At 58.2% G+C, this 21,572-nt stretch carries 22 protein-coding genes and 1 pseudogene; 15 read left to right on the top strand and 8 right to left on the bottom strand.

Annotated features, from left to right (window positions below):
* Positions 1-14: 14 nt before the first annotated feature.
* The 3 genes from HQ945_RS23210 to HQ945_RS20770 all read left to right on the top strand — a co-directional run bounded on the left by HQ945_RS23210 (position 15) and on the right by HQ945_RS20770 (position 3,927).
* On the top strand, positions 15-692 hold the full coding sequence (locus HQ945_RS23210) for a zinc-dependent alcohol dehydrogenase (RefSeq protein WP_425500685.1): 678 nt from the start codon (positions 15-17) through the stop codon (positions 690-692).
* Positions 685-2,934, top strand: coding sequence for a glycosyltransferase family 4 protein (locus HQ945_RS20775; protein WP_113282150.1), 2,250 nt, complete (start codon positions 685-687; stop codon positions 2,932-2,934). Before HQ945_RS23210 ends, HQ945_RS20775 begins: the two co-directional genes overlap by 8 nt.
* A 255-nt stretch (positions 2,935-3,189) precedes the next feature.
* On the top strand, positions 3,190-3,927 hold the full coding sequence (locus HQ945_RS20770) for an SDR family oxidoreductase (RefSeq protein ID WP_174208460.1): 738 nt from the start codon (positions 3,190-3,192) through the stop codon (positions 3,925-3,927).
* Here HQ945_RS20770 and HQ945_RS20765 read toward each other — a convergent pair.
* Complete coding sequence (locus HQ945_RS20765; protein ID WP_091944573.1) at positions 3,890-4,813, bottom strand: LysR family transcriptional regulator; 924 nt, start codon at positions 4,811-4,813, stop codon at positions 3,890-3,892. The genes HQ945_RS20770 and HQ945_RS20765 overlap by 38 nt on opposite strands.
* 220 nt (positions 4,814-5,033) lie before the next feature.
* Here HQ945_RS20765 and HQ945_RS20760 point away from each other — a divergent pair, with 220 nt between their 5' ends.
* Positions 5,034-5,384, top strand: a complete 351-nt coding sequence (locus HQ945_RS20760; RefSeq protein ID WP_162737289.1) for a hypothetical protein — start codon at positions 5,034-5,036, stop codon at positions 5,382-5,384.
* A gap of 68 nt (positions 5,385-5,452) precedes the next feature.
* Complete coding sequence (locus tag HQ945_RS20755; protein WP_113282149.1) at positions 5,453-6,115, top strand: hypothetical protein; 663 nt, start codon at positions 5,453-5,455, stop codon at positions 6,113-6,115.
* An 86-nt stretch (positions 6,116-6,201) separates the two neighbouring features.
* Here the strand turns inward: HQ945_RS20755 and HQ945_RS20750 are convergent, their stop codons facing one another.
* Entirely contained in the window at positions 6,202-7,506 is a 1,305-nt protein-coding gene (locus HQ945_RS20750; RefSeq protein WP_174208459.1) for a PQQ-dependent sugar dehydrogenase, read from the bottom strand.
* Positions 7,507-8,285: 779 nt separating this feature from the next.
* Between HQ945_RS20750 and HQ945_RS20745 the strand changes: the two genes are divergently transcribed.
* From HQ945_RS20745 to HQ945_RS20710, 9 genes and pseudogenes are all read left to right on the top strand, one after another.
* Complete coding sequence (locus HQ945_RS20745) at positions 8,286-11,714, top strand: response regulator (RefSeq protein WP_174208458.1); 3,429 nt, start codon at positions 8,286-8,288, stop codon at positions 11,712-11,714.
* Positions 11,711-12,550, top strand: a complete 840-nt coding sequence (locus HQ945_RS20740; RefSeq protein ID WP_174208457.1) for a CheR family methyltransferase — start codon at positions 11,711-11,713, stop codon at positions 12,548-12,550. The genes HQ945_RS20745 and HQ945_RS20740 overlap by 4 nt, the downstream gene beginning before the upstream one ends.
* Positions 12,550-13,113 (top strand): chemotaxis protein CheB, encoded by a 564-nt coding sequence (locus HQ945_RS20735; protein WP_091925138.1) that lies wholly within the window; start codon positions 12,550-12,552, stop codon positions 13,111-13,113. The genes HQ945_RS20740 and HQ945_RS20735 overlap by 1 nt, the downstream gene beginning before the upstream one ends.
* Before the next feature lie 7 nt (positions 13,114-13,120).
* Positions 13,121-14,179 (top strand): response regulator, encoded by a 1,059-nt coding sequence (locus tag HQ945_RS20730; RefSeq protein ID WP_091925135.1) that lies wholly within the window; start codon positions 13,121-13,123, stop codon positions 14,177-14,179.
* 70 nt (positions 14,180-14,249) lie between these two features.
* Positions 14,250-14,369 (top strand): annotated as a pseudogene (locus HQ945_RS22990) (cysteine hydrolase); the annotation flags it as partial.
* Positions 14,370-14,489: 120 nt separating this feature from the next.
* The gene (locus HQ945_RS20725) at positions 14,490-15,107 is read left to right on the top strand and encodes a flavodoxin family protein (RefSeq protein WP_174208456.1); all 618 of its coding nucleotides are present in this window, start codon (positions 14,490-14,492) and stop codon (positions 15,105-15,107) included.
* A 76-nt stretch (positions 15,108-15,183) separates the two neighbouring features.
* Positions 15,184-15,417 carry a hypothetical protein gene (locus tag HQ945_RS20720; protein WP_091944596.1) on the top strand — a complete coding sequence of 78 codons (234 nt, stop codon included), beginning with the start codon at positions 15,184-15,186 and terminating at the stop codon, positions 15,415-15,417.
* A gap of 988 nt (positions 15,418-16,405) precedes the next feature.
* Positions 16,406-16,855, top strand: coding sequence for a MarR family winged helix-turn-helix transcriptional regulator (locus tag HQ945_RS20715; RefSeq protein ID WP_425500681.1), 450 nt, complete (start codon positions 16,406-16,408; stop codon positions 16,853-16,855).
* 70 nt (positions 16,856-16,925) lie between these two features.
* Positions 16,926-17,309: a hypothetical protein gene (locus tag HQ945_RS20710; protein ID WP_113282234.1), complete on the top strand. Its 384-nt coding sequence runs from the start codon at positions 16,926-16,928 to the stop codon at positions 17,307-17,309.
* A gap of 221 nt (positions 17,310-17,530) precedes the next feature.
* On the opposite strand, the gene HQ945_RS23060 is transcribed toward HQ945_RS20710, so the two are convergent.
* Positions 17,531-17,665: a hypothetical protein gene (locus HQ945_RS23060; RefSeq protein WP_280139099.1), complete on the bottom strand. Its 135-nt coding sequence runs from the start codon at positions 17,663-17,665 to the stop codon at positions 17,531-17,533.
* A 17-nt stretch (positions 17,666-17,682) separates the two neighbouring features.
* Between HQ945_RS23060 and HQ945_RS20705 the strand changes: the two genes are divergently transcribed.
* Positions 17,683-18,903: a hypothetical protein gene (locus HQ945_RS20705; protein ID WP_175585083.1), complete on the top strand. Its 1,221-nt coding sequence runs from the start codon at positions 17,683-17,685 to the stop codon at positions 18,901-18,903.
* 117 nt (positions 18,904-19,020) lie between these two features.
* Here HQ945_RS20705 and HQ945_RS20700 read toward each other — a convergent pair whose 3' ends face one another.
* From HQ945_RS20700 to HQ945_RS20680, 5 genes are read right to left on the bottom strand one after another with little or no spacing between them, the layout of a single operon-like run.
* Positions 19,021-19,290, bottom strand: a complete 270-nt coding sequence (locus tag HQ945_RS20700; protein WP_027233065.1) for a flagellar biosynthetic protein FliQ — start codon at positions 19,288-19,290, stop codon at positions 19,021-19,023.
* Positions 19,291-19,292: 2 nt separating this feature from the next.
* Complete coding sequence (gene flgD, locus HQ945_RS20695) at positions 19,293-19,694, bottom strand: flagellar hook assembly protein FlgD (protein WP_113282235.1); 402 nt, start codon at positions 19,692-19,694, stop codon at positions 19,293-19,295.
* Positions 19,691-20,131: a flagellar biosynthesis repressor FlbT gene (gene flbT / locus HQ945_RS20690; protein WP_113282236.1), complete on the bottom strand. Its 441-nt coding sequence runs from the start codon at positions 20,129-20,131 to the stop codon at positions 19,691-19,693. The genes flgD and flbT overlap by 4 nt, the downstream gene beginning before the upstream one ends.
* Positions 20,132-20,133: 2 nt before the next feature.
* Entirely contained in the window at positions 20,134-20,478 is a 345-nt protein-coding gene (gene flaF / locus HQ945_RS20685; protein WP_027233068.1) for a flagellar biosynthesis regulator FlaF, read from the bottom strand.
* 43 nt (positions 20,479-20,521) lie between these two features.
* Positions 20,522-21,571, bottom strand: a complete 1,050-nt coding sequence (locus HQ945_RS20680; RefSeq protein WP_113282237.1) for a flagellar hook-associated family protein — start codon at positions 21,569-21,571, stop codon at positions 20,522-20,524.
* Position 21,572: the final 1 nt, after the last annotated feature.

The raw sequence follows: 21,572 nt of genomic DNA, 5'->3' as shown, positions 1-21,572 counted from the left end.
TCTTCGTTGCCCAAATGGGGCCAATAGCCGCCAACGGCATCCTGCATGCCGATGCCGAGACCGCAGGGCAAGATATCGCCCTACTGGGACAAGGCATCGAGGGGCGTCCAGTCATCGTAATGGGAGCCGGCACGGTCGGCTTGATGACTGCGCTCTTCGCCCGCCATTGCCACGCGGCCGATATCATCGTTGCCGATCCTTCACCGTTTCGTAGGGCGAAGGCTGAGGCGATGGGATTTGAGGCAATGAGCGAAGAACAGGTGTCTGCACACGCCAAACGATCGTGGCACCATGGCGGCAGCGACAGGGGCGCCGACTTTGTCTTTCAAACGCGCGCCCATTCAAAAAGCCTCGATACCGCATTGAAAGCCCTGCGTCCGCAGGGAACTGTTATAGACCTTGCATTTTACCAGGACGGCGCGAAAGCCTTGCGCCTCGGAGAAGAATTTCACCATAACGGCCTCAATATACGATGTGCGCAGATCAACCGCGTCCCCCGCGGCTTGTCGCACCGGTGGGATCGCCGGAGGCTCGCCCGCGAAACCATCGTGATGCTGCAGCGTAAGGGATCGCTGATTTTGGAACACATGATCACCGACATCATCCCATTCGATGACGGCGCAAAGTTTTTGAACGATCTTTCGAGCCGGCGCCGCGACTTCATCCAAGTGGTATTCAAAGCCGATGTCTGACGCGAACGCACCTTCCCCGGTCCGTCTCCTGTTCGTGTTTGCCTGGCTCGTCGTCGGGGGTGAGGAAACTGAAGTGCGCCTTCTTGTGCGCCACCTTGATCCAAAGCGTTATGTTGTAGATGTCGTTGCTTGCTTTCATAGTCCTGGAATGACGGAGCAGACGCGCGACCAGCTTATTGCGGCGGGGATCGACGTCGACACAACACCTTATGAGCTGTCATTCGAAGACACCATCGGTTATCTCGCGTCGAAAATTCCGAACTATGACATTGTCATTTCCTGCCAAAACGTCGCCGACATCTATCCTGCGTATGAGCGCTTGCATCTGCGTCCACCGCTGATCGAGCACGGCGGGTTAGTGTCCGAGGCTTTGGCCGGACCCAAACACTTCACGGCGCGGTATGTAGGTGTCTGCCGGTCCATTCGCGATGCTGCTGCGTCAAAGATGCCAAGGCGGCCGCATCACGCTCTCGAGATACCTTCAATGGTTGACCTTACGGCATTTCGGCCGGGCGTAAGGTCATCTGTCCGCGCGATGTTAAAGCTTGGCGAAGACGATGTCCTGATAGGGTGGGTGGGCCGTCTGGACCGGAAAAAGAAGGTGGAGAACTTCATCGAGGCCGCCGCGATTGTGCATTCGAGTAATCCGAAAACACGCTTCATCGTTGTGGGTGGCCCGGACGCTTTCATGCCGGATTACGAAGTCGAACTCAAACACCTGGCGCGACAACGCGGCCTCGACACTGTTTTGACATTTCTTGGGGATCGCGATGACGTTCCCGACCTGATGGCCGCGATGGATATCTTCGCGTGGCTTTCGACTGGAGAGGGCATGCCGCATGTGATCGCTGAAGCGGGGGCGGCGTCGTTGGCGGTGGTGGCCACTGCGGATAATGGCAGCATTCAACAAATCAAGGACGGAACGTCGGGCTTTTTTGTGCCGCATGATGACGCGGCGGCGGCTGCGGCAAGAATTCTCATGCTGTCAAATTCGCCGGAAGCGCGGATCAAGACGGGCGCAGCGCTGCGCCGGCGAGTAGAAAGCGAATACAGTGTCGAAGCAGTGGTACCCATGTGGCTCCGGCTGTTTCGAGAAGTCCTCGCCGAGCGACCGTGCGGGATACGCGCGGGTTTATTCGCTTCATTCATGCAGGCGGGCTTCGAGTGTTCTACACACCGCTTGCGCGCTCCCGAAACCGGCACCCCGGGCAAACGTCTTGACTTGATTGCATCGACGGGCCACGACGTGATGGCAGAACAAGATTATAATCTCGTTTCCCGTTACAACATCCGAACGGTCAGGGACGGCTTCCGCTGGCATCTCGTCGAAAATTCGCCGGGACAATACGATTGGTCAAGCGCACTTCCGATGGTTCGGGCCGCAGCGAACTCCGGCACTCAGGTAATATGGGATCTGCTCCATTATGGCTGGCCAGATCACATCGATCCGTGGCGCCCGGAGTTCGTCGGCAAGTTTGCGCGATTTGCAAAAGCTGCCGCCAGTCTCATTCGTGGCGAGAGCGACGAAATCCCATTTTATTCTCCAATCAACGAGATTTCATTCCTTGCATGGGCCGGGGGAGACGCCGGCTATCTCAATCCATTTGGGACTAGGCGCGGCTTCGAACTCAAGGTTCAGCTCGCTCGCGCTGCAATTGCTGCGATGGATGCCATTCTGGAGGTCGACGCACGCGCGCGTTTCGTTCACTGTGACCCCGTGATCAATATCCCTCATGATCCATCGCGTCTTCATGAACGATCTATTGCCGAAGGCCATCGTCAAGCGCAGTTCCAGGCATGGGACATGTTGTGCGGGCGCGCCTGGCCGCAGCTTGGCGGGGATGACAGATATCTCGATATTATCGGCGTGAATTATTACTCCAACAACCAATGGTTGTATGGGGGCGAAACGATAGACACGGGCCATTCCCGGTATAAGCCGTTTCGATATTTTCTTACCGAGACTTATGCGCGCTATGGACGCCCCATATTTGTTGCCGAGACAGGAATAGAAGGCGACCGGCGCGCGTCGTGGCTTGCCTATATGGGCGACGAGATAAATGACGCCATGCGGGCTGGCGTACCCATGGAAGGCATCTGCCTTTATCCGATCATCAATCATCTTGGCTGGGATGACGACAGGCCGTGCGAGAATGGCCTATTTTCTTGGGATCACACGCGAACGGTGCATTTACCGCTCGCCGACGAACTATCCAGGCAGAGCAGTCGTTTTGGGAATTGATGCTAGATCACTCGCACGGCAGCACCGCGACCAGAAATACCGGAACTCTGGATGCGCAAATCACGCGCATGCCGTGATTCAATTTGGCGGTTAAGTACGTTGAGGTGTTGGTAAACTCTGAAGGATTTGTGATCGGGCAGGGACAAAATTTTATCCCGTCTCTGTCATCGGAAAAAGCGGTGATCCCATCGGTTTCTTCCGTTTTTCTTTGCGCACCGCGCTGTGCATCTCTTGCAGCGAGCAAGGAGACGAGAGATGACTCATATCAAAATCGAAGACGCAGAAATTATCGTTGTTGGTGGCAGTTCGGGCATGGGCCTAGCGGTGGCGCGGCGGTTGCTTGCAGAAGGAGCGCGTGTGACGATTGCCGGCCGAAGTGGAGAAAAACTGGCGGCGGCGCAGCGGGAACTCGGTAATCATTCCGGGCTGTCGACCGCGATCCTTGATATATCGCGCGAAGAGGCAATAGCCGCCTTCTTCCTGGATCGCGGTCCAGTTGACCACATCGTCAGTACCGCGGCGGATATCGAGGGCGCCTACCAGCTTCTGCCGGACTTGCAGATATCGGCGGCGCAACGGGTGGTAGAGAGCAAGCTTTACGGGCCTTTGCTGCTGGCGAAATACGGTGCACCAAGCCTGCCACCTTCGGGTTCGATCACCTACACATCCGGTGTGGCGGCATATCGACCGGCAGCGCGCGGTTCGGTCGTTGCAGCCGTCAATGCGGCCCTGGAAGGCTTGGTGCGGGCGCTCGCGGTGGAGCTTGCGCCGGTGCGCATCAATGCCGTGTCTCCCGGATGGGTCGATACGCCTATCTGGAGTTTCTTTGCGGGTGAGGCCAAGCAGGCAACATTGGAGGCGATGGCAAAACGCCTGCCGGCGGGCCGTGTCGGTCAGCCAGAGGATATTGCCGATGCGATCCGTTTCCTAATCGGCAACGGCTTTACTACGGGTTCTATACTGCATGTCGAGGGCGGACATCGACTGATCTGAGCGAACCCAGATCCTGGCTCGCCGCAGCAAGTAGCAGCGAGAGTGCCGCCGGCTGGATGCGCCGCCGCCGCCAAGCCATGATAAGCGAGGTGGTGGGGGTAGCACCTGGCCAAGGCATTATCCTTATGTTGCCCTGCTTCGCATCCGTGCCGAGCGCGAGGCGGGGCACGACGCCATAGCCGGCGCCGGATGCAACAAGCTTCATGATCGTCGCGATACTGTCGGCCTGTGTGGCGATCCGCGGCGCCGCGATGCCGGCGTCGGCAAATGCCCGATCGAAGAGGTGGCGGTAGACACAGCCCGTTTCGGTAGCGATGAAGGGCAGGTGGATGAGATCCTCAAGCTTCTCGGGCGCAGCGGCTTTAGAATTACCGCCCGCTATCAACGCCAGTGGTTCGCGCGAAAGCAGGCGCTTGACGAAACGTTCGTCGCGAAGGCCGCGATCGAAAGTGATTGCCATGTCGATCGAGCCTTCTTCGAGTTGGCGCTGCAGTTCACCGCTGCCCCCGATTTTCAGTGTCAGGTCGATATTGGGGTTCACGTGCCGAAAGCGCGAGAGAAAGACGGCGAGCTTTTCGGCCGCAATCGTCTCGAGCGTGCCGATCCTAAGCGCAGATTCCTGTAGTTGCGCGGCGGCGCGAATTGCCGCCTTCGCCTCGTCGTTCAACGCCATGATCTCCTCGGCATAGGCCCTTAGTACCTCACCCGAGGATGTCAGGATTACGCCCAACCGAGAGCGCTCGAAAAGTTGAACGCCCAATTCCGCCTCGAGTGCCTGCATCTGGTCGCTGAGGCTTGATTGCGCAAGGTTCGATTCCTTGGCGGCGCGGGTGAGGTTGCCAAGCCGTGCGACCGTTAGGAAAGTTTTCAGTTGGCGTGGGTTCATTATCTGCTCTGCTTATCGGGAAATTGGTCAATGAGCCTATACGAGCGGTTGTCCGCAGGCGACCGTCTTGCGTGATGAAGGATGTTCTGCTTTTGCGCAAGCGGACTTCACGATGGTGAACCAGATGGGCGGGCACCCAAACGTTGCGAAATGCGGCGTGACTTCGAGCAGCGGAGAGGCTAGGCTCGGATACCATTCGCCACCACGAAGAGCGCGCCACATGCCCCGCTTTCTCGCCGTCTACACCATGAAGCCCGAAGATGTCGCCCGCTTTCGCAGCCTGCCCAAACAGGAGCAGGACGCGATCGATACCGTCGGGTTTAAGCAGTGGACGGACTGGGAGGCGAGAAACGCAGCCTCGTTTCCCGATCGTGGCGGCATGGTTGGCAAGACGACGCGCGTGACAAAGGATGGCATCGCCGGCGCCGTGAATCCTTTCTGCGGCTATATCGTCGTTGAGGCCGAGACGATCGAGGCGGCCGCCCGTCTCTTCGAGAACCACCCGCATTTCACCGTCTTTCCAGGAGACGGCGTGGATATCATGCCCTTCGTCACCGAACCCGCGTCTTAGCCTTCGCCTAGGTCGCATACGTGATGGGAACACGATGACGCGCAGACGAATTTCGCAGGACGTCTGATATGGGTGCGACCTCAAGCCCGAGAACCGTTGGCGTGCGGCAATTCCTTGACCTTGAACAGCAGCGCGACTGGATAGCGGGCAAGATTGACTTGCCAGACACGAGCGACCGCTCGGAGTCCTTGGAACAGCGCTTCAAATATGTCGCCCGCTTTGAGAAGCTCCTTGGTCGCCCGCAAGCAGGGGAAGTACTGGCGCTTCTCGGACTCTACGGTGCAAACTGCATTCCGATACCGCGCAGGACCGAGCGCTACTACTGGTCGGTTTCCTGTCTGCCGTCAACTTCGGATAAGCCGCTCGTACGCGTCAATGCAAGCTGGATGGAGCTTTTCACGCTCTATGCCCACGGCGAAGACATCCGCGCCAGATTCATCGTGCATCTTTCGGATTTCACCACAGATCGTTCAGCCACGCCGAGCCGAGTGGACGAACCCTTTCTCGAGCAAAGTGTCACGATGCCGGAGCATGTCAGTTATTTCTTCCCGCGTGGTGCGGACATTTTCGGCATCAATGTGCACGGCTCTGTCTCGACTCGACAGTTCCTTGCCAGCCGCCGCGTGGTGAGCGCCATTCGCACGTTCAACCTTACGCATATGAACCGGGGGCGGAACGCCTATCAGGCGAGCCATTGCTACAGCGTGGCAGATTACATGCTGGCAGATTGAGGGATTCTCTGATGCGCGCATCCTAGGCCGAATGCCGAATGTAGTATCAGGGCGAATGCGTTCAAACACCGGGGAAGGTTTCGTTGTCACTCCGCGCCTTTAACGCGCCAGATGACGTCGCCCACATCGTCCGCCATCAACACAGCGCCGTCTGCCGCCAGCGCCACTCCGACCGGGCGGCCATAGGAATATTTCTCATCCGGCGACAGGAAATCGGTGAGAATATCTCGTGGCATTCCCACGGGCTTGCCCTTCTCGAAGGCGACGAATGCCAGCTTGTAGCCCGAGAGCTTCGAGCGGTTCCAGGATCCGTGCTGACCGATGGCCATGCCCGGCGGAAAGCCCGGCAGTGTGCTCTCGGGTAGCCAGCAAAGACCTAGCGATGCCGTATGACCGCCCAGCGCATAATCGGGCTGCAGCGCCAAGGCCACTTTGGCGGGATCCTGCGGCACCCGATCGTCCACCACCCGGTTCCAATAGCAATAGGGCCAGCCGTAAAACCCGCCGTCGCTCACCGATGTCAGATAGTCAGGCGGCGTTTCATCGCCGAGCCCGTCACGCTCATTGACGACTGTCCAAAGCATCCCTTTCTCGGGCTCCCAGGCCATGCCCACGGGATTGCGCAGTCCACCCGCAAAAATGCGGGACCGCCCCGATGTGAGGTCATATTCGTGAATGCAGGCGCGGTTTTCTTCGGCGGCCATGCCCGCGTCGGCGATATTGCTCAAAGACCCCACGGCCACGTAAAGCTTGGTGCCATCCTTGCTGGCAATCAGATTGCGCGTCCAATGCCCGCCGGGCACCAGATCCATTAGCTTTCTGGATGGTTTGGAGATTCTGGTCGCGCCCGCCTCGTAAGGATAGGCCAGAAGCGCGTCGCTGGCACCGACATAAAGCGTCTCCCCGACGAGCGCGATGCCAAAGGGCTGCCGCACGTTCTCGATATAGGCGTGACTTTCCTCAGCCACCCCGTCGCCGTCGGCATCGCGCAGCAGGGTCACACGGTTGGGGCTATCGCCCGAAGCGCGCGCCCTCTGCATAGTGGCCAACATGGCATGGTCGAAGAAGGTGCGTGGATTTCCTGTCTCGCCCATCGATTCAGCCACGAGCACGTCGCCATTGGGCAGCACATATATGTTGCGGGGATGCACCAGGCCGCGCGCAAAGGCATTGACCTTTAGCCCCGCGGCGGCCGTCGGCTTATGCTCGCCTTCCCAGCCCTTCGCCGTCGGCATCTTCAACGTCGGTATCCTCCCTTGCGGCTTGGCCTCCGGAATGGCCGGCGCTGTGCCATAGACAGGCGCTCGCTCGCCATCCCCAGAATGTCGAATGGCAGCAATGCCTCTGCTGACAAAGGCAATAAACCGGGCAAACGGGGAAGACTCGGCCATGGATCGTCTCTTGTTATGAGGGAGATAAGGGGAGCCCGGACGCTAAAGCCTTTACGCGCCCAGCACTAGAGGGGGCAGAAAAAATATCAAGGTGAGGGAAGAGGTTACGGAAGGAATCGGCAAAGGCGCCGACAGCAGGCCATCTTCATACATGGCCGGAAATGTAGGGCCGGAACGGGCAAAATTCGAATCAATCAAATTCCCTACTCGCTATGGAACCTGTATTCGCCGTATCTCTTATGCGCTTAGAGGGACGAGATCATTGACCGACGATGAGGAAAAGCGCCGCAAAAACATAAGAGACCAGGTCTTACAGCGTGGTTTCCAAGATGTTGTGCGTAGTGCGAGTGCCCCGCCTCTTCCAACAAATGGCAGGTTCAAAGAGCTGCTCGAGCGACTCGAAGAAAGCGAAGAGCGTGCAGCCCGGGCCGCTAAACCCTCTCGCGACTAGTATCGCAAAACCGATCTATTCTATCCGAATGATTTGACCATTGGACAGTTCGAAGATGCCGCTACTACCTCCTTACGGTGAAAGGTGTTTCTGCTCGCGTCACCTATAAAATACTATACACGTCAGAGCTGTGTCTGATATTGCCTGTTGACACCAAATAGCTGTCGGCGTTTTTGCGGGCGCGACCGTTCCCAAACGGAAGTGAGCGAAGACATCGGTTTGGCTATCCAACTTCGCTCGTTGGCTGACCCGCTCCTCCGGGAGAAAGTGGTCCGACGACTCCATTATTCGCGCCCCTCTGGGGACTCTAACGCTGACGAGAGCTGCTATGAACCAGAGCCAAATGCCGCAAATTTCCGGGCGCGCCCTGGGCCTCGATCCCGGCGTTGCATTTGGCCTCGCAGTCGCGATTGTCTTTTTCATCCTTAGCGGGCTTGTTGCTTATTTCAATCTTCAGGCCTTGCGCGAAGGCAATGAACGCGTTGTGCAAACGCACGTCGCCATTGTTACGCTGGATGAGCTGTTGTCGCTTGTTCAAGACGCCGAGACTGGCCAGCGTGGTTTCCTGCTCACCAACAAGGAGACATATCTGGCGCCGTACAACACGGCGCTTCAGGCCATACCGAAGAAACTCGATGAGATCGGCCAGCGCACCGCTGGCAACTCGGGTCAGGGCCAAAGGCTGGTCACGCTTCGACAACATGTCGAAGCCAAGCTCGCAGAACTCGCCGAAACCAACGAGCTTCGGCGCACCCAAGGTCTGGATGCGGCCCTTGCTATCGTCAATTCCGATCGCGGCAAAATCGAAATGGATGGGATCCGCTCACAAATCGCGGCCATATCGGCCGGGGAGGGCGAAGTCCGCCGCCAACGGCTAGCCGAGATGGCGAGCGCTCAGAAGACGGCCTTCCTCAGCACATTATTTTCAGGGATTCTTGGTATTGCCCTGACCGCCACGATCGGCTTTCTGATCCGCAGGGCGACCTTGGCCCGCCGACGCGACGAATGGCTGCAAAACGGCCAGGTCGGATTGACCTCGGCCATGATGGGAGACCAACCTGTTGAGCAACTCGGCAACAGCATTCTCGACTATCTGGCGCTCTATGTAGGTGCCGTTGCCGGCGCCGTCTTCACCGGCGGTGGCGGTCACTTTCAGCGCGCCTCTGTCTACGGCGTTCCCGACGAGGCAAGCGTTCCGAACGCCTTCAAGCCGCGCCAAGGGTTGCTCGGTCAGGCAGTAGCGGAAGCCAGATTCATGGTGGTCGGCGAGGTGCCGGATGGATACCTGGCTTTCGGCTCCGCGCTCGGCAAGGACAAGCCGAAGCATCTGGTCATTTTTCCAGGCAGCGTCGACGGCATCGTTAATTCGGTTATCGAGCTCGGCTTCCTGCAGCCGGTAGACGAGCGCGTCATCGCGCTTCTTGACCGCGCTTCCGAAGCGGTCGCCATCGCTGTGCGGTCGGCCAACTATAGGGGCGAACTGCAAAACCTCCTCGAAGAGACGCAACGACAGTCCGAGGAGTTGCAGACTCAGTCCGAGGAACTCCGGGTCTCGAACGAGGAGCTGGAGGAGCAGAGCCGCGCCCTGAAAGAATCGCAGGCTCGCCTTGAGCAGCAGCAGGTCGAGCTCGAACAGACCAATGCCCAGCTCGAGGAACAGGCCCAGCAGCTGGAGGGACAGCGCGACGATCTCGAACGCGCCAACGCGGAAGTGCAAACCAAGGCGCGCGAGGTGGAACAGGCGAGCCAGTACAAGTCGGACTTCCTCGCCAACATGTCCCACGAGTTGCGCACGCCACTCAACTCCTCGCTGATTCTCGCCAAGCTGCTCGCTGACAATCCCGACGACAACCTCACGGAAGAACAGGTCAAATTCGCCAAGACGATTCAGTCGTCGGGCAACGATCTTTTGAACCTCATCAACGACATTCTCGATCTGTCGAAAATCGAGGCTGGCCACGAGGAGATCCGCCCCGAGACGCTCTCGGTCGAGCGCCTGGCCAATAATCTCCGGCAGGTCTTCCAGCCTCTCGCCATGGACAAAAAGCTCGACTTTGCCATCGACATTGCTGCGGATGCCCCTGCGACGATCGAGACGGATACGCAGCGGCTCGAACAGGTGCTCAAGAACCTGCTCTCCAATGCGATCAAGTTCACCGAAGCTGGACAAGTCCGGCTCTCGATTCATACCGCCGGCGACAGCAATGTAGCGTTTGCCGTGTCTGACACCGGCATCGGCATCGCCAAAGAGCAGCAGCGCAGTGTCTTCGAAGCCTTCCACCAGGCCGATAGTACCATCAGCCGCCGGTATGGTGGCACCGGGCTTGGCCTATCGATCTCGCGACAGCTGGTGCGTCTCCTCGGTGGTACGATCGGGTTAGAGAGCGAGCCGGGGCGTGGCAGCACATTCACTATTACAATTCCCCAAAACTACAGTTCCGCAAATGTCGCGCCCCGAGAGCCGCTGGCGGGCGTGCCGGTGGCCTTGAGCCTTCAGCAGCCGGAGGCCCCTCGGCCCGCAGCGCCATCAAGTCCGTCGCGCAAGGTCGATGATGATCGCGATGCGCTGACGGACGCCAAGCGCATTTTGCTGGTCATCGAGGACGACGACACCTTTGCCGCAATCGTGCGCGACGTATCGCGTGACATGGGCTTCCAGTCCATCGTGGCCGGGACGGCCGAAGAGGCATTGAGGCTCGCCAAGCAATACTTGCCAAGCGCTATCGTGCTCGATGTCGGCCTGCCGGACCAGTCCGGCCTCGCGGTCCTCGACCGGCTCAAGCATGACGTCAAGACCCGTCATATCCCCATTCACGTGGTGTCGGCGACCGATCAGGTCGAAACCGCCTATTCCCTCGGCGCAGTCGGCTTCGCAACCAAGCCCGTGACACGCGAACAGTTGACACAGGTTCTGCAAAAGCTCGAAACCAAGCTGTCACAACGTGTGCATCGCGTCTTGATCGTCGAGGACGATCCAGTCCAGCGCGAGGCTGTGGCTAAACTTCTGAAGGCGGGAGACGTCGAAACCGAAACTGCCGGCACAGCCGCCGAATGCCTCGACCTTTTGAAGGATCAGACCTTCGACTGCATGGTGCTGGACCTGTCCCTGCCAGATGCTTCGGGCTACTCGTTGCTCGAGACGCTGAGCCAGGAGAGCGCCTATGCCTTCCCGCCGGTCATCGTCTACACGGGCCGGGAACTATCGGCGCACGACGAGCAGAGGCTGCGGCGCTACTCCAAATCGATCATCATCAAGGGCGCCAAGTCCCCCGAACGCCTGCTCGATGAGGTAAGCCTGTTCCTCCACCAGGTCATCGCCGAGCTACCGGCGGAACAGCAGAAAATGATCCGCAGGGCCCGTAACCGAGATGCCCTGCTCGAAGGGCGCCGGATACTCGTGGTCGAGGACGACGTGCGCAATGTCTACGCGCTCACCAATATCCTCGAACCACGTGGCGCCATCGTCGATATTGCCCGGAACGGCCGTGAGGCCATCGAAGCACTGCAGAAAGAATCCGGTGCACCGATCGAGCTGGTGCTGATGGACGTCATGATGCCGGTTATGGACGGGCTCGCCGCTACCCGCGAGATCCGTAAGAACCCGGCCTGGAAGAAACTGCCGATCATCACGCTCACCGCCAAGGCCATGCCGGACGATCAACAGCGCTGCATCGAGGCCGGCGCCAACGATTACATGGCCAAGCCACTCGACGTGGAGAAGCTGCTGTCGCTGGTTCGCGTCTGGATGCCCAAATGACAGAAGTCACCGTGCCAGAGAAGATCGAAGACATCGAGATCCGGCTCCTGCTTGAGGCCCTGTTCCTCAAGTACCACTACGATTTCCGCAACTATGCGATGGCGTCGATAAAGCGCAGGCTTAAACAAGCGCGCCAGCAACTGGGCTTTGCGACCTTCTCCGCGCTGCAGGAGAGCCTGTTGCACGATCCCGCGCTGTTGCCGCGGCTCCTGCGCTACCTGACCGTGCAGGTCAGCGAGATGTTTCGCGATCCCGGCTACTTCAAGGCAATGCGTGAGAAGGTGGTGCCGCACCTGCGGACCTATCCTTCACTCAAGGTCTGGATCGCCGGCTGCAGCACCGGCGAGGAACTCTACTCGCTCGTCATCCTGTTCCGCGAAGAAGGGCTCGAAGACCGCACGATCTTTTACGCTACGGACATCAATCATGAGGCGCTGCAGGCTGCCGAGGCGGGCATTTTTGCCCTCGACCGGGTGGCGCTCTTTACCGAGAACCATCGAAAATCGGGCGGAAAATCCTCGCTGTCCGATTACTATCAGGCGGCCTATGGCCGCGTGTCCTTCGACAAATCGCTGCGCCGGAACGTCGTGTTTTCCGACCATAGCCTGGTCACGGACGCCGTATTCGCCGAAATGCATCTCATCTCCTGCCGCAACGTAATGATCTACTTCGATAGCGGCCTGCAGGACCATGCTCTCGGCTTGTTCAAGGATTCACTTGTCCGCAAAGGTTTCCTGGGGCTTGGCTCGAAGGAGAACCTGCGGTTTTCTCGCCACGCCAACGCTTTCACCGACTTCGTGCGGGAGGAGAAAATCTACCAGAGGCGGGCCGAATAATGTCCGTTCAACCCGAAGCCATCGTCATCGGTGCGTCGGCGGGGGCGGTGGAAGCCCTTTCGGTCGTGCTGACAGCGCTCCCCGCCAGCTTTCGTTTGCCTGTCATCGTGGTCGTCCACGTACCGCCAGACAGGCGCAGCGTCATGGCCGAACTGTTCCAGGCCAAATGCGTGCTGCCGGTACAGGAGGCCGAGGATAAGCAGCCGATCGTCGGCGGCACGATCTATTTTGCGCCGCCGGACTATCATCTCCTCATCGAAGTCGACAGGTGTCTCTCGCTTTCGAGCGATGAGCCGGTTCTGTTTTCTCGGCCATCGATCGACGTGCTGTTCGAGAGTGCTGCCGATGCTTATGGCCCCACGATGATCGCCATCGTACTGACCGGCGCCAATCACGACGGCGCTGCCGGACTGCGGGCCGTCGTCGACGCAGGCGGTAGGGGTCTCGTCCAGGACCCCGAAACCGCCTTTGCCGCTGCGATGCCCGAAGCCGCTATTCAAATGTGCCCAAGCGCCCGGGTTATGTCGCTTGAGGCAATCGCCCAATATCTGAAAGAGGTTTGACGCAAGCATGGAACCTGTCCCTTTTCTGCTGGTCGACGACCTTGAGGAAAACCTGCTGTCGCTGGAGGCGCTGTTACGGCGGGAAGACATTCTCCTGTTGAAGGCCCGGTCGGGCGACGAGGCTCTCGAGCTTCTGTTGGAGCATGACGTCGCGCTGGCACTTGTCGATGTTCAGATGCCTGGACTCAACGGTTTCGAACTCGCGGAGCTGATGCGTGGCAACGAACGAACACGTCGCATTCCGATTATTTTCGTTACGGCCGGCACCGGAGATAATCAGCGACGGTTCCGCGGCTACGAGGCGGGGGCGGTCGATTTCATTCAGAAGCCGATCGAGCCGGACATCCTGCGCAGCAAGGTCGACGTCTTCTTTGAGCTCTATCGGCAGCGGCAGCATTTGGCAGCGCAGCGGGACGAGCTGGCGATGCAAGCTGACGCGCTAAAGGAGGCAGCGCGCCACAAGGACATCCTGCTGCAGGAGATCAACCACCGGATCAAAAATCTGTTCACCCTTGCGGCCGGGCTGATCTCCTTGAGCGCCCGTCCCGCCAAAAGCGTTGCCGAACTCGAGACGGACCTCAGGTCGCGCATGCACGCATTGGCGCGGGCACATGAACTGACCTTGCCTGACTTCTCGCGCAACAGTGATGGTGCACAGACCGCCACCACCGTAACTGCGTTGCTTAAGGCCATTGTCGCGCCGCACGATCATGACGCCGATTCACGCATTACGATCACCGGCTCGGACGCTCCCTTGACGGGGCAGGCACTGACCTCCTTCGCGCTGCTCCTGCATGAGCTGACGACGAATGCCGCGAAATACGGCGCTCTATCTTCTCCGGCAGGGAAACTGACGGTCGATGTTTCCGCGGCCGACGAACAGCTTCATCTGACGTGGGATGAGCGCGGTGGCAGCGTCCTTTCTCCGGCCCCCGATCGGGCTGGTTTCGGCACGACGCTCGAAACCGCGGCGCTACGCGGTCTCGGCGGCACAATTACGCGCGACTGGCGGGCCGACGGGCTCACTTTGTCGCTGAGCGTGCCGCTGGCAAGTCTGGTTGTCTGAAGCCGAGTCGATCGCCGAACAAAGGGGCTAGACGAGGGGCGGGACTTCGCGCCGATTTTTTGAGCCGCCAATCGTGCTAAGCCACGCCCTCTGCAGCGGCGCCGACGATACCCACGATGCTCCAGTCAAATTGCTGGGCGATCGCTGCTCGGTTCAGCGCACTCTGATAAAGACCGAAGAATTTTTGTAGTTGAGGAACTCGTGGGCCTTTCAGACCTTATCCGGGAGAATTCCCGGCTGCCTACGAGGCCTTCTCGGACCGACTTTTCGAATACAGCGTTCTGTTAACAGTCAATTGAAAGGAATTTTCATGACCCTGAAGGCCTTCGCTTTTAACAGCACGCTGAAGTCTTCCGCTTCTTCGGAGCCGTCCTCGACAGGCAGACTGCTGCAACTCATCGCGGAAGAGTTCAAAAAACACGGGGTTGAAATGGAGATCATCCGGCTGGCGGATCATGACATCAAACCGGGCGTGACATCGGATGAAGGCGAGGGTGACGCATGGCCGAAAATCAGGGAGAAGGTTCTTGAGGCCGATATCCTGCTGATCGGCACACCGATCTGGCTGGGACAGCCCTCGAGCGTCTGCAAGCGGGCCCTGGAACGGATGGATGCTTTTTTAGAGGAGACCGACGATCGGGGGAGGATGGTGTCGTATGGCAAAGTGGCGGCTGTCGCCATTGTTGGCAACGAAGATGGCGCTCACCATGTCTCGGCCGAGGTGTTTCAGGCCCTCAACGATGTCGGCTTCACAATTCCTGCCAATGCAGTGGCATATTGGGTCGGGGAAGCGATGGGCTCAACGAACTTCATTGATCTCGAAGAAATCCCGGAAGAAGTCGAGACAATGATCTCCATGCTCGCCCGCAACACCGCTCATCTCGCCGGAGTGCTGAAACAGTCTCAGTATCCCGGCGAGGAAGAGTGACACATCGCCCCGCAGAAACCATGCATACCGAAGCGGAATTCTGAGTTTGAAAATTGAGCAATCGACGGAGGAAGCCATGACCCAGCTCAAGGATATTGATGGCGCGTCGAAACCGCCCGAGAAGGAAGATTGGGTCCTGATCGAGAAGGTTGACGGGAAGTTCGTTGCGGATGGATCGTTATCCGCGATCGACGGGCCTGCCTACTTCCAGCCGGAGCCATTTGATACGCTCGATGAAGCTGTCACCGCGTCACTGGCTTGGGCCGAACAGAACGAGATTCCATTCGTCTATGTGCGCGCCAGCGAATAGTTGCGCGATGCCGCTGCGGGCTCTCCGCGAGCTTCGACAGCACTTACAACAAAGGGCACTTGTCGGTTCAAACTTTCGCATGACGAAGAAAATAAGACTCGGAACCTTAGCTCAGACCATTTGTTAGCTCCGAGTATCAATCTGCGAAAGGAGACCGAGACATGACAAAATCTATCTTAATTGCATTCTTCAGCCTGGCCTTGGCCAGCGCCGCTGTCGCTCAAAATTCGGGTAGTGGCAATACTTCGGGTGGTGCATCCGGCAACACCGGATCGTCGGAAAGTTCTGGCGGCTCCAATTCCAACTCCAATAAATCGGGTGGGGCTTCGGGCAATACAGGAACGCCCGACTCATCTGGCACTGCAACCCCGAACACAGGCTCCGGCTCGTCGAGTGACAAGCCTGCCGGCAGTGGAGCTCTCGACTGCCCGGACTCCTCCGGGACTGCGTCAGGAACGCAATCCACGACCGGCCAGCCACCGAAGGATTGCCCGAAATAGGCGAGAAGCAACGAACAACGCCCGTCGTTGAAAACATCGGCGGGTTTCGCTCATTCAGTGATCGGCTGGATCCCTACTGGTTCGATCAAGAAGACAGTTCTGCCAGTTGGGGTAGCGTAGAAAGCTTTGAATTCGTGCACTATGATTAGCAATGTATGCTCACGCAGTCGCTTAAGCGTTAAAAGCAGATTGTGATCAAGGTCGCTCCTGCCGAAAGAGTAGTATTGATCCGCCCAAAAACTCCTCCGCTGTATGATACGGCGCCACACGCTCATCATTGTGATCTCCAAGGCATGCATCGGGCTTAAGCAAATCTGTGGCCATGCGCCAGGCGGCGCACGGCGATCAATCCACGATCCCACGAACCAAAGCGCGTGAGGGAAGCCGGAAGAGCTATGTTTTAACGCGAAGTCGGAAGTTTTTGACTGGCTAACGGCACGCGTGTTTCACAATGCACTTTGACATACACAAATGTTGACAAAGTGCATATGCACATATATGTTTCCTGTATGAGTGAAAGATCATCAATGGCTGCCTGCAACAGCTTCGCAACCCGGCAGGCTTCCAGGTACATAACCCGGCTTTACGACCGTCACCTTTCAGCTGCTCAAGTGACCAACACCCAGTTCGGGATACTGGTGCTGCTCTGGGAAACCCCGGGCATGACGATGAGCGAACTTGCACTTGCGATGGTGATGGAACGAACCTCGCTGGTGCGCGCCATCAAGCCGATGGAAAGGGACGGCTGGTTGAAAACTGAACGGGCCGCACAGGAGAGCCGAAAGTTAGTGCTGTCGCTGACCGAGTCCGGACACAACAAGGTGCAGGCAGCTTTGCCCCTATGGCAAAAAGCCCAGCAGGAATTCGAGGCCCAGGTAGGGCCCGAAAAAGCCGCGCAATGGCGGCATGATTTTCTAGAGTTGACGCGCAACACCTAGGATCAGTCAGAATAACAAGTTTGCGCTTCGAAAAGTGTGTGTATGCACACAAAAAGTTTATGAGGAAAACATGACTAGGTATTTTAGAATCGCCACTGCCGCCAGTCTTCTGTACGGCATTACAGTTGCCAGTTCGCAGGCTCAGGCCGCCGAACCAAAGATCGCAACTGAAGGGCAGGGCATTTCCACGGTGCTCGGCGCAGATGCGTCCGCAGTCACCTATTGGGTTAAGCAGCCAGACGGCTGGCATGTGGTGACCACGGTCGGCACGAACGGTGCAGATAACACTTATACCGAAAGTCGCGCTGTCGCCCGGTTCTCCGCAGTGCTGTTGCCCGGTCAGTCCCAATCCATCTCAGTCCCTGCAGAATTAGGTAAGCCGCAGTCTACGCTGCTTATTCGCCGCGTGGCCGATCGCATTGAAGTAGAGACCAACTCGGACCTGGTAAATTAGGACGTGGCCGTTAGCTCCGAGCCATGCGAGAGAGGACGAAGTGGGGGGGGGCCATGCTGTTTGCGTATCCCATGGCCGCCCCAAGAGCGTAGTTCCATAATTGGTCTTATGCCGCAAAGGTGTGTAGCGGCAAAGTCAGAATGTCCTTCAACCACATTGCACGATTGGCCCGCGATGGTGATGTCGTCGCTGATTGCGCGCAGGCCCATCGTATATTTGACCTAGTGCGCTGCCCCATCCACGATAACGTGATCGTAGTTCATCGAACACTTCTCGATCCGGGCATATACCTTGTAGACCTCGCGCAGCATGGCGACCGAAACCACCTCGCCCGGTTTTCCTTGGAGATGGCGCACGTATCAACAAGGGCTCCATGATCGACGGCAGTCAAGTCGAGTTGTCTCCCTCATCTGCAATCATCGCATCTGGCATCACGTCGCCGGCTCGCCTCCGCATATTGGAAGTAAATGGTCAGGCGATGTACGTCATCCAGCCACCGAAAGGTCCACAAGTGATCGTTTCGGCTACAACTGGCGAGGTCGTAGCAGGCATTTCGAGCGAAGCTGCCAAGTCGATTGCCCAGTCTTTTTCCGGAACTGCGGTCAAAACGGTGTCGAAACCGCTGAACTATGATCAGTGGATGGTGCACCATCAGTACGACAGGTATCGCCCCTTCTACAAAGTCTCGCTTGCCGATGAGGCGGGGACCGACCTCTACGTATCTCAACGCTCTGGCGAGGTAATGCAGCGTACGACAACCTTCGAGCGATCCTGGAACTATCTGGGATCTGTGCTCCACTGGATCTACCCAACGGTCCTGCGCCAAAACTGGGTTGCATGGGACCGTACCGTTTGGTGGATGTCACTCGTTGGCATCAGCCTGACAATCGCGGGCATCTGGCTGGGTATCGTACGCTCGTACAAAGGCGCCAAATTCAACCAAGGGGCAATTTCTCCCTACAGAGGTTGGATGAAGTGGCACCACGTCGGCGGGCTGGTCATGGCCACTTTTGTCTTCACGTGGATACTGAGCGGCTGGCTTTCAATGGATCACGGAAGGCTCTTCTCGACCGGCGAAATGACCGACGCTCAAGCTGAAGCGTATATCGGGTTGACGGTAACCCAAGCGGCAGAATCTGTATCGCCTGACACAATCAGAGCCATTCTTCCCGCCAGCGAGGTGGAAGTGTCTGCTGTAGCGGGTAAGCCATACCTGCTTGCTCGTGGGCCCGAGGCCGCTCCTAAGATCGCGGAAATTCGGGATGGTAAGGTGGCTGCCCAATCCGGCGCCTTTCCCAATGATGTCATCTGGCAGGCCGCTTCCATGGCGTACCCTGGACAAAGAGCGGAGCGACCAACCCCAATCCCAGCCGACGATGTCTATGCGAACCTTCGGTCGAGTGATGGCGTGGGCGGAGACGGTCTGCGCATCATGGTAAAGGACGCAGCCAACACGGCCGTCTATGTCAATCCGGTGACCGCCGTGTCATTGAGGTCATTGACGCCAGCCGACGAACCTATCGCTGGCTATTCTACGGTCTGCACACCCTGGATTTTCCGTTCCTCTCCAACAACGCGATTTGGAAACCTCTAATGTTGACGCTTCTCGCTGGCGGGTTCGCTTTTAGCGTGACAGGCGTTTTGATCGGATGGAGACGCTTGCGTCGCAAATTTGCCAGATAGAAAAACCTCCAAGCACGGCGTGCGCCCTTCAGGAGAATCCGTGCTCGATGCGCGAGTAGACGAGCAGAGTGAGCGTGTTGATCTGCGAGCCGACGAAGGGCGCCGTCAGCGCGAGCACGGCGAGAATCGCCAGGATCTTCGGCACGAAAGTCAGCGTGATCTCCTGGATCTGCGTCAGCGCCTGAAACAGCGCGATGCACACGCCAGCAAACATCGCGGCACCGACGGCTGGACCGGAGGCGACAATCACGGTCCAGATGGCCTGATTGACGATATCGAGGGCGTCGGCTTCGTTCATCGTCAGCTGACCACGATGCCGGCGGTGATCGGCAGCGTCGCGCCGCCCTTCAGCGTTGCGATCATGCCGTCATTGTAGATGCGCACGGATTCGACGACACCGCTGATCTTGCCATCGGCGCTGGTGACCGTCCGGCCGATGATGCCGTCGGCCTGCTGCAGCGATGAACTGGCCAGAAGCTGGTCGAGTTTGGTGTTGGTCTGCACCGCCTGTTCGACACTGGAGAACTGGGCAAGCTGCGTGACCTGCTGGGTTGCATCCATCGGCTGGGTCGGATCCTGGTTCTTCATCTGCGCGACCAGCAGCTTCAGGAATGTCTGGTAGTCGACACCCGGACCGTTCGTCTTGCCGGTGTCGTTGTTCGTATTCGTCTGTTGTGTGCCGACGGGCGGAACAGTGGTCATGCGTGTGCCTCCGGCCTCAAGGCCTGGTCCGTTTGGGATGGAATGACGGGCGGGACTTCGCCTGCGAGAATTTGTGCTTCCAGGGTGTATAGCAGCCGGATCGATTTCAGCGCCTCGAAGACACGGTCGTTGAAGACTAGCTCGTCGATCAGCTTGAGCTCCTTGAGCATCCGCTGATTTTCGAAGGTCGTCAGCAAGGAGGCCAGCATGCGTTTGAACGTGCGATGAGCCTCATCCTTGATTGCAGGGTTGATCAGCATGATCTGCGCCGCAAAATAGAGCTGGCGCAGCGGCGTCGTGGTCTCATCGACCTGCATGACGTGCGTTTCGAGCAGGAAACTCACGTCGTTCATGAATTCGAGCGAGACCTTGCGGTCGGCGCGCAGCACGGCGCCGTTGACATAGATCTTTTCACCGGCACGAAGCGAGATCTTCATGATCAGAGTCCGTCCCGTATCGTTCGGGTGATTTCGATGATGCTGTCGTAGTCGGTCGACGTTTCCTGGCGGATTGCCTCGAGTTCCTTGAGGATGAAGATGCCGATCGAGATAAGCGAGGCACGCAGCTCTGGCGGCAATCCGTTGGCGGGGCTGCCGAGATCTTCGAGAACGAGCATCCACAGTCGCGAGGTGAACTGAACGGCCTCGATGCCCTTGAACGAATACCCGCCCTCGTCGCGCGCTTCCTCCAGCATCATGATCGACTGATCAAACAGCGAACGCTCGGTTTCCCTGGCGTTGTCGGCGCCGTCGCTCATGATGTCATCGTATCGGGCCTGGTACATGTTTGTTTCCGTTCACCAGCCAGCGCAGTGATTGCGCTGGTCACTATTTCAGATAGTTGAGCAAGCTCAGGCTTTGAATCTTGACGGTCAGTGCATAAGACGCCTGGATCTGTGTTGTAAGCGCATTCACGCGGGTGGCGGCCTCATTCGGATCGACGGCTTCAAGGTCGAGCACGGAGCTGTTGAGGACATTGAGCTGCACGGCCAGCCGGTCAGTCGCATCCTTGGTGCGGGCCTGCGCATTGCCGAGGAACGCCTGCGTGTCGGCGAGTGCGGTAATGGCGTCCGTCGTCGTCTTCGATGCCTTGCCGACGACTTCATCAAGGGCGGACTGGCTGAGCCCGATATTGCCCAGCTCCGCAACCATGGTCATTGCCATCGCCATCTGCCGGAAACCGGCGCTGTTGGCGCTGACCGAGGTTTCGGCGATTTCAGTGGGTGCAATGCGGCTCTTGACCAGCGTATCGGAGGCCGACGACCAGTTTGCCGACCATGAGGCGGCGTCGAATTCGCCGGCAAAGGCGGTATCGAGATAGTCCTTCATGGCGGCGGGCGTAATATTGGCTGTCTGCGGATCCGTGGTCGGAAAGCCGAAATAGTCCTGGAACGACTGCAGGACGGCGGCTCGAGCCAGACCTCCCGCAGCGTCATAATCGGCAAGCGGCTTCACGTCGGTGTTGACACCCGCGAAAATATACTCGCCATTGAAGCTCGAATTGAGCAGCTCCGTCGTCGACTGCATCAGGTTTTTGGCCTTGTCGACAGCGACAGCCCTGCCCGCTGCACCACCTGACATTGCCGTCACCGTGCTCAGAAGGTCTTGCGTTCCCTTGATGATGCTGGTGAGCGCATTCTGCGACGTGGTCATTCGTTCCTTGATGACGCCGTTCGTGTCGGTCAGGACGGACAGGCGGTCATATTCCTTGCGCAGTGAGATGGACTGGCCGGTGCGGCTGCCAAGGGTCAGCCCCTTGTCGAAAACGAAGCCGGTCGTTCCCTCCTGCTGTGCCTTGATCAGCTCGGATTGGGCCTTTGCCAGAATGTTGCGGGTCGCATTTGCCAGCATATAGGAGGAAACGGATTGGGTTTTCATA

The organism is Phyllobacterium pellucidum, from assembly GCF_013327855.1.
Classification (GTDB): domain Bacteria; phylum Pseudomonadota; class Alphaproteobacteria; order Rhizobiales; family Rhizobiaceae; genus Phyllobacterium; species Phyllobacterium pellucidum.
The sequence above is the reverse complement of the archived record's forward strand: the minus strand, read 5'-3'. Positions and strand labels throughout refer to the sequence as shown.

Coding starts and splice junctions, on each gene's coding strand:
- HQ945_RS20770 (WP_174208460.1), top strand. CDS start 3,190: ATGACTCATATCAAAATCGAAGACGCAGAAATTATCGTTGTTGGTGGC.
- HQ945_RS20725 (WP_174208456.1), top strand. CDS start 14,490: ATGACCCTGAAGGCCTTCGCTTTTAACAGCACGCTGAAGTCTTCCGCT.
- HQ945_RS20740 (WP_174208457.1), top strand. CDS start 11,711: ATGACAGAAGTCACCGTGCCAGAGAAGATCGAAGACATCGAGATCCGG.
- HQ945_RS20745 (WP_174208458.1), top strand. CDS start 8,286: ATGAACCAGAGCCAAATGCCGCAAATTTCCGGGCGCGCCCTGGGCCTC.
- HQ945_RS20730 (WP_091925135.1), top strand. CDS start 13,121: ATGGAACCTGTCCCTTTTCTGCTGGTCGACGACCTTGAGGAAAACCTG.
- HQ945_RS23210 (WP_425500685.1), top strand. CDS start 15: ATGGGGCCAATAGCCGCCAACGGCATCCTGCATGCCGATGCCGAGACC.
- HQ945_RS20760 (WP_162737289.1), top strand. CDS start 5,034: ATGCCCCGCTTTCTCGCCGTCTACACCATGAAGCCCGAAGATGTCGCC.
- HQ945_RS20715 (WP_425500681.1), top strand. CDS start 16,406: ATGCACATATATGTTTCCTGTATGAGTGAAAGATCATCAATGGCTGCC.
- HQ945_RS20775 (WP_113282150.1), top strand. CDS start 685: ATGTCTGACGCGAACGCACCTTCCCCGGTCCGTCTCCTGTTCGTGTTT.
- HQ945_RS20705 (WP_175585083.1), top strand. CDS start 17,683: ATGATCGACGGCAGTCAAGTCGAGTTGTCTCCCTCATCTGCAATCATC.
- HQ945_RS20700 (WP_027233065.1), bottom strand. CDS start 19,290: ATGAACGAAGCCGACGCCCTCGATATCGTCAATCAGGCCATCTGGACC.
- HQ945_RS20720 (WP_091944596.1), top strand. CDS start 15,184: ATGACCCAGCTCAAGGATATTGATGGCGCGTCGAAACCGCCCGAGAAG.
- flbT (WP_113282236.1), bottom strand. CDS start 20,131: ATGAAGATCTCGCTTCGTGCCGGTGAAAAGATCTATGTCAACGGCGCC.
- HQ945_RS20765 (WP_091944573.1), bottom strand. CDS start 4,813: ATGAACCCACGCCAACTGAAAACTTTCCTAACGGTCGCACGGCTTGGC.
- HQ945_RS20750 (WP_174208459.1), bottom strand. CDS start 7,506: ATGGCCGAGTCTTCCCCGTTTGCCCGGTTTATTGCCTTTGTCAGCAGA.
- HQ945_RS20680 (WP_113282237.1), bottom strand. CDS start 21,571: ATGAAAACCCAATCCGTTTCCTCCTATATGCTGGCAAATGCGACCCGC.
- HQ945_RS20735 (WP_091925138.1), top strand. CDS start 12,550: ATGTCCGTTCAACCCGAAGCCATCGTCATCGGTGCGTCGGCGGGGGCG.
- flaF (WP_027233068.1), bottom strand. CDS start 20,478: ATGTACCAGGCCCGATACGATGACATCATGAGCGACGGCGCCGACAAC.
- flgD (WP_113282235.1), bottom strand. CDS start 19,694: ATGACCACTGTTCCGCCCGTCGGCACACAACAGACGAATACGAACAAC.
- HQ945_RS20755 (WP_113282149.1), top strand. CDS start 5,453: ATGGGTGCGACCTCAAGCCCGAGAACCGTTGGCGTGCGGCAATTCCTT.
- HQ945_RS20710 (WP_113282234.1), top strand. CDS start 16,926: ATGACTAGGTATTTTAGAATCGCCACTGCCGCCAGTCTTCTGTACGGC.